This window comes from Bradyrhizobium sp. USDA 4452, from assembly GCF_054063575.1.
Genome location: NZ_JBSSGK010000001.1, coordinates 5,503,131 through 5,519,067 on the forward strand (window position 1 = coordinate 5,503,131; position 15,937 = coordinate 5,519,067).

General features: G+C 64.4%; 13 protein-coding genes and 1 pseudogene. 11 read left to right on the forward strand and 3 right to left on the reverse strand.

Annotated elements, in window-relative coordinates:
* Positions 1 to 373: 373 nt before the first annotated feature.
* Entirely contained in the window at positions 374 to 2,500 is a 2,127-nt protein-coding gene (locus ACVISU_RS26280) for an ATP-binding protein (RefSeq protein ID WP_456708803.1), read from the forward strand.
* A gap of 149 nt (positions 2,501 to 2,649) precedes the next feature.
* On the opposite strand, the gene ACVISU_RS26285 is transcribed toward ACVISU_RS26280, so the two are convergent.
* Positions 2,650 to 4,212, reverse strand: coding sequence for an AMP-binding protein (locus ACVISU_RS26285; protein WP_456708804.1), 1,563 nt, complete (start codon positions 4,210 to 4,212; stop codon positions 2,650 to 2,652).
* Positions 4,213 to 4,298: 86 nt separating this feature from the next.
* Between ACVISU_RS26285 and ACVISU_RS26290 the strand changes: the two genes are divergently transcribed.
* The 6 genes from ACVISU_RS26290 to ACVISU_RS26315 all read left to right on the forward strand — a co-directional run bounded on the left by ACVISU_RS26290 (position 4,299) and on the right by ACVISU_RS26315 (position 10,295).
* Positions 4,299 to 5,276 (forward strand): NAD(P)H-dependent flavin oxidoreductase, encoded by a 978-nt coding sequence (locus ACVISU_RS26290; RefSeq protein ID WP_456708805.1) that lies wholly within the window; start codon positions 4,299 to 4,301, stop codon positions 5,274 to 5,276.
* Between the two features lie 130 nt (positions 5,277 to 5,406).
* Positions 5,407 to 5,649 (forward strand): hypothetical protein, encoded by a 243-nt coding sequence (locus tag ACVISU_RS26295; RefSeq protein ID WP_050405529.1) that lies wholly within the window; start codon positions 5,407 to 5,409, stop codon positions 5,647 to 5,649.
* A 108-nt stretch (positions 5,650 to 5,757) separates the two neighbouring features.
* Positions 5,758 to 6,495 carry a hypothetical protein gene (locus ACVISU_RS26300; protein ID WP_050405528.1) on the forward strand — a complete coding sequence of 246 codons (738 nt, stop codon included), beginning with the start codon at positions 5,758 to 5,760 and terminating at the stop codon, positions 6,493 to 6,495.
* 613 nt (positions 6,496 to 7,108) lie between these two features.
* Positions 7,109 to 8,248 carry a patatin-like phospholipase family protein gene (locus ACVISU_RS26305; RefSeq protein WP_050405527.1) on the forward strand — a complete coding sequence of 380 codons (1,140 nt, stop codon included), beginning with the start codon at positions 7,109 to 7,111 and terminating at the stop codon, positions 8,246 to 8,248.
* A gap of 169 nt (positions 8,249 to 8,417) precedes the next feature.
* Complete coding sequence (locus ACVISU_RS26310; protein ID WP_050405566.1) at positions 8,418 to 8,945, forward strand: hypothetical protein; 528 nt, start codon at positions 8,418 to 8,420, stop codon at positions 8,943 to 8,945.
* A gap of 12 nt (positions 8,946 to 8,957) precedes the next feature.
* On the forward strand, positions 8,958 to 10,295 hold the full coding sequence (locus ACVISU_RS26315) for a tetratricopeptide repeat-containing protein (RefSeq protein ID WP_157113293.1): 1,338 nt from the start codon (positions 8,958 to 8,960) through the stop codon (positions 10,293 to 10,295).
* Between the two features lie 27 nt (positions 10,296 to 10,322).
* Here the strand turns inward: ACVISU_RS26315 and ACVISU_RS26320 are convergent.
* Both ACVISU_RS26320 and ACVISU_RS26325 read right to left on the reverse strand, forming a co-directional pair.
* Positions 10,323 to 10,433 (reverse strand): annotated as a pseudogene (locus ACVISU_RS26320) (O-methyltransferase); the annotation flags it as partial.
* Positions 10,434 to 10,628: 195 nt separating this feature from the next.
* Entirely contained in the window at positions 10,629 to 10,880 is a 252-nt protein-coding gene (locus ACVISU_RS26325) for a C40 family peptidase (RefSeq protein ID WP_050405525.1), read from the reverse strand.
* A 536-nt stretch (positions 10,881 to 11,416) separates the two neighbouring features.
* On the opposite strand from ACVISU_RS26325, the gene ACVISU_RS26330 reads away from it, so the two are divergent.
* The 4 genes from ACVISU_RS26330 to ACVISU_RS26345 all read left to right on the forward strand — a co-directional run bounded on the left by ACVISU_RS26330 (position 11,417) and on the right by ACVISU_RS26345 (position 15,898).
* Positions 11,417 to 11,881 carry a RidA family protein gene (locus ACVISU_RS26330; RefSeq protein ID WP_050405523.1) on the forward strand — a complete coding sequence of 155 codons (465 nt, stop codon included), beginning with the start codon at positions 11,417 to 11,419 and terminating at the stop codon, positions 11,879 to 11,881.
* A gap of 647 nt (positions 11,882 to 12,528) precedes the next feature.
* Positions 12,529 to 13,890 (forward strand): ABC transporter substrate-binding protein, encoded by a 1,362-nt coding sequence (locus ACVISU_RS26335; protein ID WP_456708806.1) that lies wholly within the window; start codon positions 12,529 to 12,531, stop codon positions 13,888 to 13,890.
* 74 nt (positions 13,891 to 13,964) lie between these two features.
* Positions 13,965 to 14,939 (forward strand): carbohydrate ABC transporter permease, encoded by a 975-nt coding sequence (locus ACVISU_RS26340; RefSeq protein ID WP_157113294.1) that lies wholly within the window; start codon positions 13,965 to 13,967, stop codon positions 14,937 to 14,939.
* Positions 14,936 to 15,898, forward strand: coding sequence for a carbohydrate ABC transporter permease (locus tag ACVISU_RS26345; protein ID WP_050405521.1), 963 nt, complete (start codon positions 14,936 to 14,938; stop codon positions 15,896 to 15,898). The genes ACVISU_RS26340 and ACVISU_RS26345 overlap by 4 nt, the downstream gene beginning before the upstream one ends.
* Positions 15,899 to 15,937 lie beyond the last annotated feature (39 nt).

Consider the following 15,937-nt stretch of genomic DNA (forward strand, 5'->3'; position numbering starts at 1 on the left):
CCTTGCAAAGGGGAGGTCGCTTTGCTCGCCAGAGCAAAGCGGGTGGGGATCAGCTCTCTCCCCGCATACAGCCTGGCCTGGGGCCGCCACTCCCGACCTTCCCGCATTCAGGGGGGAAGGAGAAGGCGGGCCACATCTACTGTGCATGGGGTTGTTTTACGGATTTGCCGTGGGGAGCCGCGCCAAGCAGCGGCCTTGCAGCAAAAATAACTCCGCCCGCCGGGAACGGTTGGCGCCGCCAGCGAGTTTCGCTCCGATTAGGGGGCCTCATGGTGCGTATCGATCCCGCGGCCGGTATCGTGGCATTGGCCGCCCGGCGGTTTCATGCTGTGCCGGTCGGTCGCTGCGCCCGGCCGTCGCAGGGACAGACACGATGAAGCCCGGCCCGTCCTCGGAACGCGCGGTCATCCTCGCCGCGAGCGAGCGGGACGCCGTCAAGACCGCCCACCTGATCAAGGAAGCCGGTTACTACGCCAACATCTGCGGCGACTTGGCCGAGTTAGAGCACCAGGTCATGAGCGGGGCGGGCCTTGCCATCATTGCCGATGAGGCGATCAGGAACGCCGACCTCGCCGGCCTGACGCGCTGGCTGAATGAGCAGCCGTCATGGTCGGATTTTCCCATCGTGCTGATGAGCGAAAAGGGCGGGCCCGAGCGCAATCCCGAAGCGGCGCGGCTCGGCCGCGCGCTCGGCAATGTCACCTTCATCGAGCGGCCGTTTCATCCGACCACGCTGGTGAGCCTGGTCGCCGCGGCGGTGCGCGGCCGCCGCCGCCAGTATCAGACCCGCCAGATCCTGGAGGACCTGACCGAGAGCGAAGACCTGTTGCAGACCGCGCTCGATGCCGGGCATCTCGGCGCGCTTGAACTTCATCTGCCGGATTTCGAGCTCGAGGCGTCGCCGACCTGCAAGGCATTCTTCGGGCGCAAGCCGCGCGATCCCTTCACCTATCAGGAGCTGCTCGCCGCGGTGCATCCCGATGACCGCGCCCGCCGCGGCGAAATCGTCGAGCAAACGTTGCGCACCGGCGCGGATTACCGGATCGAGTATCGCAACATCTGGCCCGACGGCACCCAGCATTGGGTCGATGTGCGCGCCCGCGCGGTGCGCCGGCCCGACGGCAGCATCCGGTCGCTGGTCGGGGTCTGCTCCGACATCACCGCGCGCAAGACCGCGGAGATCGAGCGCGAAGCGCTGCTGGCGCAGCTCGCCGCCGAGCGCACCGCGCTTGCCGAGCTCACCGCGACGCTGGAGCAGCGGGTCGAGCAGCGCACCGCCGATCTGATGAAGGAGGTCGCCGCGCGCGAGCGGGCGCAGGAACAGCTCCGCCATGCGCAGAAGATGGAGGCGATCGGCCAGCTCACCGGCGGCGTCGCGCACGATTTCAACAACCTGCTGATGGCCGTGATGGGCAATCTCGATCTGCTGCGCAAGCGGATGCTGGAGGACCCGCGCCTGCGCCGGCTGGTCGACGGCGCATTGCAGGGCGCCGAGCGCGGTGCTTCGCTGACGCAGCGGCTGTTGGCCTTTGCGCGGCAGCAGGATCTACGCGCGGTGCCGGTCGATCTCGGCGCGCTGGTGCGCGACATGAGCGAATTGCTGGAGCGCTCGCTCGGGCCGCGCATCGGCTTGCGGCTCGACATCCCCGACGGACTGCCGGCGGCCTGCGTCGATACCAACCAGCTCGAGCTTGCCGTGCTCAACCTTGCGATCAATGCGCGCGACGCGATGCCGGATGGCGGCGTGATCGAGATCCGCCTCGCGGCCTTCCAGTCGAAGGGCGATCCGGCGCTGCAGCCAGGCAACTACCTCAGACTGTCGGTGATCGACAGCGGCACCGGGATGTCGCCGGACGTGCTGAAGCGGGCGATCGAGCCGTTCTTCTCGTCCAAGCCGGTGGGCAAGGGGACCGGGCTCGGCCTGTCGATGGTGCATGGGCTCGCGGTCCAGCTCGGCGGCGCGCTGCAGCTGTCGAGCGCCGTCGGCAAGGGCACCACGGCCGCGCTGGTGCTGCCGGTTGCGACTGCCGTGCCGGCGGTCGAGAGCCCGGCGCCTGCGGCACAGAAGGTCAAGCGCTCGGCGGTGATCCTGCTGGTCGACGACGATCCGCTGATTGCGATGTCGACCATGGAGATGCTCGAGGACCTCGGCCACCGCGTCATCGGCGCCAATTCCGGACCGCACGCGCTCGACATCCTCAGGAGCGACCAGGAGATCGACCTGATGATGACCGATCACGTGATGCCCGGCATGACCGGCCTCGAACTCGCCGCAGCCTCGCGCGAGGTGCGCCCGCACCTCGTCGTCCTGCTCGCCACCGGCTACGCCGAGCTGCCCGACGGCACCCAGCTCGACCTGCCGCGGCTGGCCAAGCCCTATCACCAGGATCAGCTGCGCGAGCGGCTCGATCAGCTGCTGGCGCAGGGGGTGGGGCAGCACACGGTTACAGCGAGCACCGACAGTCTCGCTGCGCCATCCACCTCGTCGCCGTCATCCTGAGGTTCGAGCGAAGCGAGCCTCGAAGGGCGAGGACCCGGCTGTCGCGAGGATAGGCCGAGCGCTCGCTGAAATATCCGGGCCGTGCATCCTTCGAGGCGCGAGAGCGCTCCTCGGGATGACTGGACCAACAATGGTCTCGTGCGAGCGCCTCACCCCACCATGCGGTCGCGGCCGGACCAGAAGCGCGCTTTCAGTACCTTCTTGTCGACCTTGCCGACGCCGGTCATCGGCAGCTCCGTGACGAACTGGATCTGCTTCGGCGCGTGCGCCGAGCCCTTCTTCGCCTTGACGAGGCCGATCAGCTCGTCCGCATTGGGCGAAGCACCCTCGCGCGCCACCACGACGGCGGTGACGGCCTCGCCCCATTTGTCGTCGGGCACGCCGACCACCGCGACCATTGCGACGTCGGCATGCTGCGACAGCACATCCTCGACTTCGCGCGGAAAGATGTTGAAGCCGCCGGAGACGATCATGTCCTTCTTGCGGTCGAGGATGAACATGTAGCCGCGCTCGTCCTTGCGGGCGATGTCGCCGGTGTGCAGCCAGCCGCTCTTCAGCGTCTCGGCCGTGATGTCGGGCCGCTTCCAGTATTCCGCCATCACATGCGTGGCGCGCACGCAGATCTCGCCAGCCTCGCCGGTCGCAACCTCCTGGTCGTCCTGATCGAGGATCTTCACCTGGCAGGCGGCGATCGGGAAACCGCAGGACAGGAACAGCTCCGGCGTCTTCGGGTCATGATCCGCCTTGCGCAGCACCGAGACCGGATAGCATTCGGTCTGGCCGTAAAGCTGCGAGAACACCGGGCCGATCCGCTCGATGCCTTCGACCAGTCGGCTCGGCGACATCGCGGAGGCGCCGTAGAGCAACAGCTCGAGCGAGGAGAGGTCGGTCCTGGGCAGCGCGGGATGATCCAGCATCACATAGATCATGGTCGGTACGAACAGCGTGAAGTTGATCTTCTCGCGCTCGATGGTCTTGAACACGGCCTCCGGATCGAACCCCTTCAGCATGTGCACGGTGCCGCCGCGCATCAGCGTCGGCAGCACCTTGGTGCCGGCGACATGGCTGATGGGGGCCACCGTGAGGTAACGCGGCGTCTCGGGAATCTCGAAGTCGGCGAGGATGGCGGCGGCGAAGCCGCCATATTCGCGGTGATAGCGCAGCGCGCCCTTGGATTTGCCGGTGGTGCCGCCGGTGTAGTTCAGAGTCGAGATATCGTCTTCACGGGCGAAGTTCTTCGCGCTCGCGCTGCCGGCATCCTCGACCACCTGCAACAGGTCGGCGCCGTAATCCGCCGGGCCGAGCGTGAACACCGTCTTGAGGCCCTGCGCCTTCGCCGCGAGCTCGCCGCCGCGATCGCGAAACGTGATGCTGTCGACGATCAGCATCTCGGCCTCGGAGTCCTCGATCTGGAACAGCTGGTCGTCGAGCGAGCCGAGCGGGTGCAGCCAGGTGATCGCGAGCCGCGACAATTGCGCGGCGACGCCGGCGCACCAGCTGTCGGCGCGGTTGGCGGTGAGCATCGCGACGCGGGTACCCGGCGCAAGGCCGAGCCGCATGAACACGCTCTGCATCCGTCCGATCAGGTCGGTCGCGCCCCGATAGCTGAGCGATCCGCCCGGCCACGCGAAGGCTGTGCGCGACGGATAGCGCGCCAGCGCGCGCAAGGTCTGTTCGCAGACCGCCGGAAATGCATAGAGCGGGTTGCTCATGTCCTCGCCTCCTCCCACTTTGCCTTTGGCCTCTTGCGTGCCAATGTCGGCGCAACGCTAACACAATGACGCAGGGATGAAACGACTTGGCCGCTGATCTTCTCACGCGTTTTCGCGATCGCCTCCGGTTGCCACTGATTGCGGCACCGATGTTTCTGGTGTCCGGCGTCGAGCTGGTGGTAGCTGCCTGCCGTAACGGCGTGATCGGCTCGTTTCCGACGGTGAATTGCCGTGAGACGGAACAGCTCGATGCGTGGCTTGGCGATATCGCGCGCAGCCTGCGGGTGCATGCCGACGCGAGCGGAAGGTCGGCGGCGCCGGTCTGTCCGAACCTGATCGTGCACCGCTCCAACACGCGGCTGCAGCAGGATCTCGCCGTGCTGCTCCGGCACAAGCCCGAGCTTGTGATCACCTCGGTCGGCTCGCCGGCGCCGGTGCTCGCACCGCTGCACGACGCCGGCGCGCTTGTTTTCGCCGACGTCGCCTCGATCCGTCATGCCGAGCGCGCGGCAGCAGCCGGCGCCGACGGGCTCGTGCTGCTCACCGCGGGCGCCGGCGGGCAGACCGGCTGGCTCAATCCGTTCGTGTTCGTCCGCGCGGTGCGCGCATTCTTCGACGGCCCGATCGTGCTGGCCGGCGGCATCAGCGACGGTCACGCACTACGCGCCGCCGAGGCGCTCGGCTGCGATCTCGCCTACATGGGCACCAAGTTCATCGCGACGCGTGAGAGCATGGCGGACGCGAGGTACAAACAGATGCTGGTCGGCGCCACCGCCGATGACATCGTGCTCACGACGGCGTTCACCGGCCTGCAGACCAACATGCTGCGGCCCTCGATCGAAGCTGCCGGGCTGGATCCCGACAACCTGCCAGCGCGCGGCGCGATCGACATCGGCAAGGACATCGACATCGGCGCGCGCGAAAGCCGCCCCAAGCGCTGGCGCGACATCTGGAGCGGCGGTCACTCCACCTCGGGGGTGACCGGGGTCCTTGGGGTCGACGAACTCGTCGCGCAAACGGTCGCGGAGTACGAGGCGGCGAGCGCGCGGGTGCGGCTCGCCTGATACGCTGCGAGTTCGCCGCTCAAATGCCGCGTGTTCGCTTAACGCGGCATTAACCATGCCGGTCCCAACTATGCGTCACGGGATGGTCCGCCGCCGCGGCTGGCCGCCCGGCAGTAGTGGGAATGCGACCATGGCTTTTGAGGCGCTCGCCAAGACCCCGGCATCGCTCGACGATCTCCGGACCCGCGTGTTCTACGCCCTGCAGCGGCATCCGCTGTGCCGTCAGGTCGAATTCGATATCGTCAGCACGCCGCGTACCCGCCGTACCAACTGGACAGTCAGCCTGCACTCGGTCCAGCCCGGTGCCCTCTGGACGGCGCACGAGATCGTGGCCGACATCCAGGAAGCTTATGAGCTCGACGCTGCGGCCTGATTTTCGGGTCGTTTCGGGACGATTTCACCTATTTGGCGCGGTCACGGCACGCTAACGCCGCATTTCGCGCGCAGTTTGCGGCAACACCGGCCGGCAATGGAGTAGTTTTTGACCAGAGCCATCACCCTCGCCGCGCTGACCTGCCTCCTCCTCGCCGGCGCCGCGATAACAGCCATTCTCGGCCGTGACAGCCTGCCGGCGGCGCAGGCCGACATTGGTCCGGTCGCCAATCGCGCCGGCAAGCAGGACAAGCTCGCGGTCACGACGCTCGCGACTGCCGCCTTCGAGGTGCCGCAGCCCGCCGAGCCTCCGGCCAATCCGTCACCGCTGCTGCTGCGCGCGCAAGCCGCGATCCCGGGCGCGACCGATACGGTGCCCCAGGCTTATGCCTCCGCCGAGCATGCCGATCTCGGCCTGCCGAAGCTCAATGACCCCGCCGATGCCGCCCAGCCGAAGGTCGCAGAGCCCGCCGCGGCGTCGCCGACTGCCCCCGCCGCACCGCCGAAGCCCAAGGCTGCCGCCAAGCCGGCGCCGCAAAAGACTTATGCGTTGCTCAGCGACGCCCAGATCGCCGGCATCAAGGACCGGCTGAAGCTGTCGTCATCGCAGGAATATTACTGGCCGGCAGTCGAGACCGCGCTGCGTGCCGTCGCGCGAAAAATCCACGCCAAGCGCCAGGGCGATCCCGCATCGGGCAACATGCCGATCGATCCCGACTCCGAGGAAGTTCAGCAGCTGAAGTCGGCCGCGATGCCGCTGCTGTTCCAGCTCCGCGAGGATCAGAAGAACGAGGTCCGTTCGCTGGCGCGCCTGATCGGTCTCGAGCGCGTCGCCTCGATGATTTGAGCGCAGGCTTCGGTTCGCCCGGCGACTTCTTCTCGATCGCCTGCGCCAGCCGGGTCTGGAACGTCCCCGCGCCGCCCGGAATTTCTTCGCAGACAAAGCATTCCACCGAACGCTGACCGTCCAGGCTGCTCAGATATTCCAGCCCAGCCTTCAAGAGACGCGCGAGAAATCCGTCTTCGGCGCGATGGCTGATGAAGACCGAGAAATCGTTGGGCAGGGCAAAATCCAATCTGCATGAGTATCATGCGTCGGCTGGCCGCATCTCGTCGGCCGAATGCGGCGGCTGCACGTCCTGCCGCGGACTGAATGATAGCTCGTCTCTGAAATCTGCTATCGCCGGGCGCGAAAAAGGAAAACCGCCTGCCAGTGATCCATCTCACTATACCTTAGGGTGTGCCATGTGCAAGATACCCAGGGAAAGCCGGAGCCGCTTGGCGTGCTCTGGGATGGACTGGCTAAAATTTTTCGAAACTTTGCCGATGTGTCGATTTGAACGCATCGCTTCATTTCATGGCCTGGCGCCATTCGCGCCTGGACGTACGATCAATTGAGCCATCGGCCGTGATCGGTCGGCCGTATCGAGATCAGCAAAAGTCGTAGTCGGGAGGCAGTCATGCCGAAGACCAAGCAGCAGCATCTTGATCGTGACGCCGGACCGAAGCGGATATTGGCGCTCGACGGTGGCGGCATTCGCGGCATTCTGACGCTCGAATATCTGGCCGCGATTGAGACGCAGTTGCGCGAGCGGTACAAGAACAGGGACCTGTTGCTATGCGATTATTTCGACCTGATCGGGGGCACCTCGACCGGATCGATCATCGCAGCCGGGCTTGCCTGCGGCATGACCGTGGACGCATTGAAGAAGCTCTATCGCTCGATCGGCACGGACATCTTTCAGCAGTCATTCTGGCGGCGGGGGCTGCTGGCGCCGAAATTCGATTCCGATGCCTTGCAGCACGCGCTCGATGCGCAGCTCGGCGCCGATACCGTGCTCGGTGGCGACCGCATCCGCACCGGCCTGATGATCATGACCAAGCGGCTCGATACCGGCAGCCCCTGGCCGCTGCACAATCATCCGGACGCGGTGTTTGCCAGGCAGGACGGAGCGTTGCGGCTGACCCAGGTGGTGCGTGCCAGCACCGCGGCGCCAACCTATTTCCAACCGGAGGAGATCACGATCTCGGCGCGCGACGGTCACACGGTCAGCGGCGCCTTCGTCGATGGCGGCGTCAGCCCGTTCAACGATCCGGCGCTACAACTCCTGATGCTTGCCGCACTCCATGGCCATGGCTTCCGCTGGGAGAGCGGCAAGGACAGGCTCCTGCTGATCTCGGCGGGTACCGGCGTATTCAGGCCGACCTATCCGACCGAGCAGATACTTCACATGCCGGCGGCGGAGCAGGGCGTGCGCTCGCTGCAATCGCTCATGGACGATTGCGCGCGGCTCAATCACGGCATGCTGCAGTGGCTGACCAATTGCCTGACTCCGTGGCCGATCGATCGCGCGGTGACGGATATGATCGCGGACAGCCAGAGCGGGCCGCAACTCGCGACCTATGCGCGCTATAATGTGCTGCTGGAAACGGCTTGGCTGAAGCAGAAGCTCGGCATCGAGCGGACGCCCGACGCGCTCGCGAAGGTCGCCGCGATGGACGACCCGAAGAACATGGATGAACTCGCCGGGATCGGACAGCTCGCCGCGAAGGAGCAGGTCAAGCCCGAACATTTCCCGTCGGCCTTCGATCTCACGTGATGCCGCGCGGAGCGGCGTCACAACGCGCCGGTCCCGGCTTCGACAAGGAATTCGCCTTCAGATAAGTTCGTCACCTGGACATAATGATCCAATCATGAGTCGAGGTGTCGCGATGGCCACGGACCAGGACGCCAAATCACCGAACACGGTGGTTCTCTTCAGCGGGCACATGATCGATGCGCCGGACCGAAAAACCCCACGCTTTCCTCCGGACAAGGAAGCTGTTGCGGCCGCTGCGATCGCCGACGCGCTTGCGAAGATCGGTGTCACCAAAGGCGATCTCGCCATTTGCGGCGGCGCCTGCGGCGGCGATCTGCTGTTTGCGGAATCCGCGCTCGCGCAGGGCATGCGGCTCGAAATCTATATTCCGTTCGACGAGCCGACGTTTCTTGCCGGCTCGGTTGATTTCGCCGGTGGTGATTGGCGCGCCCGCTATTTTGCGGCGAAATCGAATGCGACGCTCCATGTCATGCCGGACGAACTGGGGTCGCTGCCGGCCGGCCAAAACGCCTACGAGCGTGACAATCAATGGATGCTCGAACGCGCCGCCCGGTTTGGCGACAAGAAGCTCGCCTTCATCTGTCTGTGGAACGGCGAAGGCGGCGATGGTCCCGGCGGCGCCAAGCACCTGATGGACGAGGCGGGGCGCAAGACGACATGGGTTTACTGGCTGGATACGAAAAAATTGTGGAACTGAAGGAATTGCAAGATGCCGTCGTGTTTCATGATCATGCCTTACGGCCGCAAGGCGACCCAGGCCGACCCCAAGTCTGGTCCGGCTGAGATTGACTTTAACGCGCTCTGGGATCGGGGTTATGTTCCGGTCATCAAGGAACTCGGCTTTGAACCGGTTCGCGCCGACCAGGACACCGGTGCGTTGATCGTCGGCCAGATGCTGGAGCGGCTCTATTTCGCTGACCTCGTGCTGGCGGACATGACAATTCCGAACGGCAACGTTTACTACGAGGTTGGTATCCGCCACGCGGCGCAAAAGACTGGATGCGTCCTGCTCGCGGCCGATTGGTCGAAGCAATTGTTCGATGTTGTGCAGATGCGTACCGTGCGCTACCCGCTCCCCGAGGGCAACATTTCCGACGACACGGCAGCCGGCCTTCGGCCCAAGATCAAGGAGGGCATCGTGTCGCTCCGCGACGGGCTTTCGCCGATGCATCAGTCGATGCCTGGCTATCCCGGCAACGTCGATCCGGCTAAGGCGACGACGACCAAGGAGCAACTCGCCGAGCTCGCAGTGTTCCAAACTAAGGTGCGCGAGGTTCGTGCCGCACCGCGTAGCAAGCGCATGGAGCTCGCGCAGAAGCTGATCGCGAGCGAAGGAAGCCCGCCAGCGACCTATCCAATTGCGCTCGCATTGCTGTTGCTGTTGCGCGACAGCGTGGATTCGACGGAGGACTGGAACAGTGTCCTTGACTTTGTGACCAGCCTTCCGACGCGGTTCAGCGATGTCGCCGAAATCCAGGAAATTCGCGAGTTTGCCGGCGCCTATGCCGGCAACAATCTCCAAGCCATTGCCGCGCTTGATACCTTGATCAAGGCGGCGGGGCCGACCCCCGAACGCCTCGGCCTGATGGGCGGTCGCTACAAGCGCCTCGAAAGGGCGGCCGTATCAGCCGCAGACAAACGGCAAGCCCTCGCGAAGGCGATCGAGTGCTATGAACACGGCATGCAGCTCGACCTCAATGCCTATTATTGCTCGAGCAATCTGCCCCGCCTCTATCGAACCCGCGCACGGGCAGGCGACGAGGAGCGTGCGCAGACGGCGTTGCGGCTGACGATCGCCGCGTGCGAACGCGCGAGACAGCTTCAGGTCGCCGACGAATGGGTGCGTCCGACACTGCTTGCCGCTGCTTTCGACGTCGGCGATCCCGACAAGGCCGACGAACTGGCTGACGCGGTGATCGATGAGGGTCCCGCAGCATGGAAGGTCACCAGCGTACTGGCCGACCTCAACGCCAGCGTTGCGCAGGTCACCGATCCCGCAAAGCGCGCGCGGCTGTCCGCTATCATCGACAAGATCAAGGCAGGCTGATTTCGCGCCGCGAGCATCCACCTCAGCGAACTCGACGATGTTCCGCGCCCGTGCGCCGCGCGCCAGCATGTAGAGCAGTGCGCCGGTCTCGCGCGAGACCGCGAGCGGAACATTGTTCAGACGGCCGTAGACGTAGCGACGACTTTCTTCGGTCTTTGAGCCAAACCAATGCATTCCTGAAAAAGGCGCCGCCGCCTGGTCAACGCAGGCGACGGCGCCCGTCTGAGGGCTTCAGGGCGAAACCCCGCTTGAACGTAAGCCGCGATGATGAACGGTTCGTATACCGCTGAACGTCGTCGGCTTGCATGTTAGCAGAGGCGTACGAGAGTTCCCTTAGAACGAAGCGTAGGCGTTGCGGAACGCGATGGCGCCGGCCAGCGAGCGCGGTCGCGTCCGCACGGCATGTCCGTCGTTGCCGCTCTGGACGATCCACTGGCCATTCTCGTGACCCACGATCTTGCCGACGTGGTGACGCCAGACGACGATCGCGCCGACCGCAGGGCCGCCTGCATTGGAGCCGTATCGCGCCCAGGATCGCGCCAGATTGAATTGCGGGCCAGGATCGCTGCCGACCTGCGTGCGCATGAACCACCCGCACCACGCAGCGGGACGGCCGGAATGTGCAGAATGTCGATGATGGTGATGACGGCCGCGAGCTTCAGCAGCAGACGACGCGAAAGCCAGGAGCACGGCGACAGCCGCGAGAGTTTTACGCATTACAAAGTCCTCTTGTTGTTGGCAGACCATCCTGGTTCTGGGAGGGGCGCAGCGATGATCTGCGATTTGATTGCGAAGCGACCGCACCGGCCAGGCGACGCAAAACAGAGGCGGGACGTGGCCCGCTCGGGCCTTTAAGAAACGGGCTATGGCCAAAATATGGCCGCTAAGTCCCGTCTGGCGGCAGAACATGACCGGCATGTTCTGCGCGGATCTGAAGCGCCGCGCGAAGCGCTGACGCCAGCAGAATTGCTCCGAGAGCATGTTCTCGGCTGTCGCTTCACGCGGAACTCGGCTAACAGAACCGCCCGGCGGCAGACGGAGCTCTGCTTCGCTCGGACCATCGTCGCTGCGGAAGCCGCGCCGCGATCCCGACAGGAGGGCCAGTTCGCTGGCAAGCAATCGTGAACCTCGAGCAACGTCTGAACGAACTCAACATCGAGCTGCCGATGTCGGCAGCGGCGGGCGGCGCCTACGCGCCGGTCGTGGTCCATGGCGATACGATCTATGTCAGCGGTCAGCTTCCGCGCGACGGCGACAAGGTGCATGTCGTCGGCCAGGTTGGCCGTGACGTCACACTGGAAGAGGCCCAGCGGGGCGCACGGCTGGCACTGATCCGCGGATTGGCCGCGATCAAGGCGCATCTCGGATCGCTCGACAATGTCGCGCAGATCCTGAAGCTCACCGTATTCGTGCACAGCGCCACGGATTTCAGCGGTCAGACGGCGGTCGCCGACGGCGCATCGGAGCTCATCATGGAACTGTTCGGTCCGGAGCATGGACGGCATAGCAGGACGAGCGTCGGCGTCGCGCAGCTTCCGCGCAACGCCTCGATCGAAGTCGAGTTGATCGCAGCGCTGGCGCGCTAGGCAGTCGTTCCGTCGCTCGACCCTGTCGCAGGCCGATCTGATCCTGACGATGGAGGTCAATGACATCCGGGGCTCGCTCAGCGATTCCCACCATCGCATCGTGCGGACGTCGGAGCCGCGCTACAAGAAGACGCGGCGCGGCTGTGCGCCGAGCTTTCCAGCCAGATCAAGGATGAGGACTGGTCGCTGGCCGGCGCCTCGATCGGTCTGGCATGGCCGTATCGTCTGTGGAGTTTCACCAAGCCGTATCAATGCGGGTGATGCCTTCGTCGTCGCGCTGAACGTTCAGTAAAATGATATACTAAACACCAAGCCGAGCACAGCGCTCGGCGCTTTCCGCTATCGGCGTTGGTGCGCTGCAGCGAATGGCTGCCGTTGGATGGCGAGGTCGGCCTTTCATTGATGCTCGCAAGAAACCCGCTTGACGGGTTCCTGAATTTAGTAATACGTTTAGTATTACAATAACGATAAACATCGCGCATCGAGCTGATGTGTGGGAGGAGCCCCGCCGTCCGGACCCAGTTTCCGGACGCGGCCAGTCTCGCTCTCCATCATCGCTCATCAACTCGGTTTTCGAAGTCTCGGTGTCGATCCGGCACGGATGCGCCGGGCGAGTTAGGTGCTTCAACGATAGGGAGGAAATGGATATGCGAAGATTGGGATGGTTACGCAGTACGGTAGCGTCCGCGGTCGTTGCGGCCGCTGCACTTGGGGTTCTCGGCGGCGGGCAGGCCGCAGCGCAAGGCAAGCAGCTCACTTTGTGCTGGGCGGCATGGGATCCGGCCAACGCGTTGGTCGAACTCGGTAAGGACTTCACCAAGCAATCCGGCATCGAGATGAAATACGAGTTCGTCCCCTGGACGAGCTACGCTGATCGCTTCCTCAACGAGCTCAACTCGCACGGCAAGCTCTGCGACCTGATCATCGGCGACAGCCAGTGGATCGGCGGCGCCGCCGAGAACAAGTGGTACGTCAAGCTCAACGACTTCTTCGACAAGGAGAAGATCTCGATGGGCGACTTCGTCCCGGCGACCGTCGTCGGCTATTCGCAGTGGCCGAAGAACACGCCGAACTACTGGGCGCTGCCGGCGATGGCCGATGCGGTGGGCTGGACTTATCGCAAGGACTGGTTCTCCAGGCCCGAGATTCAATCCGCGTTCAAGGCCAAGTACGGCCGCGACCTGGCGCCGCCGAAGACCTATGACGAGCTGAAGCAGATCGCCGAGTTCTTCCAGGGTCGCGAGATCGACGGCAAGAAGGTCTATGGCGCCTACATCTTCACCGAGCGCGGCTCGGAAGGCATCACGATGGGCGTGACCAACGTGCTCTACAATTACGGCTTCGCCTACGACAATCCGAAGAAGCCGTACCAGATGCAGGGCATCGTCAATTCCGCCGATGCGGCCAAGGGACTCGAGTTCTACAAGGAGCTCTACAAGTGCTGCACGGCGCCGGGCATGACCAACGCCTACATGCAGGAAGGCCTCGATGCCTTCAAGTCCGGCCAAGTCGCGATGCAGATGAACTGGTTCGCCTTCTTCCCCGGCCTCTACAAGGATCCGAATGTCGGCGGCGACAAGATCGGCTTCTTCGTCAATCCGGCAGGTCCCAAGGGGCATTTCACCCAGCTCGGCGGGCAGGGCATCTCGGTGGTGGCAACCTCCGACCACAAGGACGACGCGCTCGCCTACATCAAGTGGTTCGCGCAGCCCGCCGTGCAGCAGAAGTGGTGGCAGATCGGCGGATACTCGGCGCTCAAGGCCGTGGTCGACGCGCCCGACTTCCCGAAGAGCGCGGCGTTCGCGCCGCAATTCCTGGAGTCGATGGGCATCGTCAAGGACTTCTGGGCCGAGCCATCCTACGCGCAACTGCTGCTCGACATGCAGAAGCGGGTGCATGACTACGTCGTTGCCGACAAGGGCACCGCGCAGCAGGCGCTCGATCTCCTGGTCAAGGACTGGACCAAGGTGTTCAAGGAGCAGGGCAAGGAAGTCGCCTCCTCACAATAGAAGGTGCCCGCACCTCGCCTGAACTGGATTCCCCGAGGGCCACCTCGGGGAATCCGAACCAGCCCAGCCCGCTGATGGACACGATGACGACAATCCTGCAACCCGATCATGCTACGATCCCTGGCGTGAGCGAGCCCGTAAAATCCCGCGCCGCCCGGCGCGTCCACGGCCTGTCGGACCGCGCCATCGCCTGGCTGTTCGTCGCGCCGACGATCGCGCTGCTGCTCGCGATCAACATCTTTCCGCTGATCTGGATGATCCGGCTGTCCTTCACCAACCTCAACCTCAGCATGTCCTATCTGCCGCTGCGGTTCGTCGGTCTCGACAATTTCAGGGACATCCTCACCGACGAGGACGTCTGGTTTCGGCTGCAGACCACGGCGCAATTCGTGATCTCGTCGGTGGCGTTGCAGGTGGTCGTCGGCTTCGGTCTGGCACTCCTGATCAACCGGCAGTTTCGCGGCCACAGCTTCTGGACCACGATCATCCTGCTGCCGATGATGCTGTCGCCGGCGGTGGTCGGCAATTTCTGGACGCTGCTGCTGCAGCCGCAGATCGGCCCATTCAACTACCTGATCAGCCTGTTCACCGGCGTGCCGCCGAGCTCGTTCAGCATGACCGGGCAGGTGTCGCTGGCGCCGTGGACCATCGTGCTGGTCGATACCTGGATGTGGGCGCCCTATGTCATGCTGATCTGCCTCGCCGGGCTGCGCTCGATCCCCGATTACATCTATGAGGCGGCGGAAGTCGATCGCGCCTCGGCCTGGCGGCAGTTCTGGTCGATCACGCTGCCGATGACGGTGCCGTTCCTGATGCTCGCGGTGCTGTTCCGTGCGATCGAGAACTTCAAGATGTTCGACATGGTCAATCTCCTGACCTCGGGCGGGCCGGGCTCGACCACCGAGCTGGTGTCGATCTCGCTGAAACGCGCGGCGTTCGAGAAGTGGCGCACCGGCTATTCCTCGGCGCTCGCCATCATCCTGTTCGTGACTGTGTTCGGCGCCGCCAACATCTACGTCAAGACGCTCAACAAGGTGAAGCAACGATGACCGCTGCCGCCACCAGATCCACCGCGCATTCCATCGTCGAAGCCTCGCCGCGCACCAAGGCGTTCGCCGGCGGCCTCGTCATCCTGTATGCCGTGATCACGATCCTGCCGCTGCTGTGGATCGTTGCCACAGCGTTCAAGTCGCAGAGCGACGCCATCGCCTATCCGCCCAAGGTGATCTTCGAGCCGACCCTCGAAGGCTATGTGAACCTGTTCACCGTGCGGACGCGCCAGACGCCGGACTTCATTGCCAAGCTGCCGCCGCCGGAGACCTGGTACGACAAGCTGGTGCGCAAGCGCGACATGGTGATCGCAGGTCCCTCCAAGGTCGTGCCGCGCTTCGTCAACTCGCTGATCATCGGCTTCGGCTCGACCTTCCTCGCGGTCTTCCTCGGCACGCTCGCAGCCTATGCTTTCTCGCGCTTCCGAATACCCCTGGCCGACGATCTGCTGTTCTTCATCCTCTCGACGCGCATGATGCCGCCGGTCGCGGTGGCGATCCCGATCTATCTGATGTACCGGCAGCTCAATCTGACCGACACGCGGCTCGGCATGATCCTGCTCTACACCGCGGTGAACGTCTCGCTCGCGGTGTGGCTGCTCAAGGGCTTCATCGACGAGATCCCGCGCGAGTACGAGGAAGCGGCGCTGGTCGACGGCTATACGCGGCTGCAGGCACTGCGCAAGGTGGTGCTGCCGCAGGCCGTGACGGGAATCGCGGCGACCGCAATCTTCTGCCTGATCTTCTCCTGGAACGAGTACGCCTTCGCGGTGCTGCTGACCAGCGGCGAGGCGCAGACCATGCCGCCCTTCATCCCCTTCATCATCGGCGAGGGTGGACAGGACTGGCCGGCGGTGGCCGCCGCGACCACGCTGTTCGTCGTCCCGATTGTCATGTTCACCGTGCTGTTGCGCAAGCATCTGCTGCGCGGCATCACCTTCGGAGCGGTGCGCAAATGAGCGGCTCTGTGGTTGCCAGGAATGGCGTAACTCGGGGTG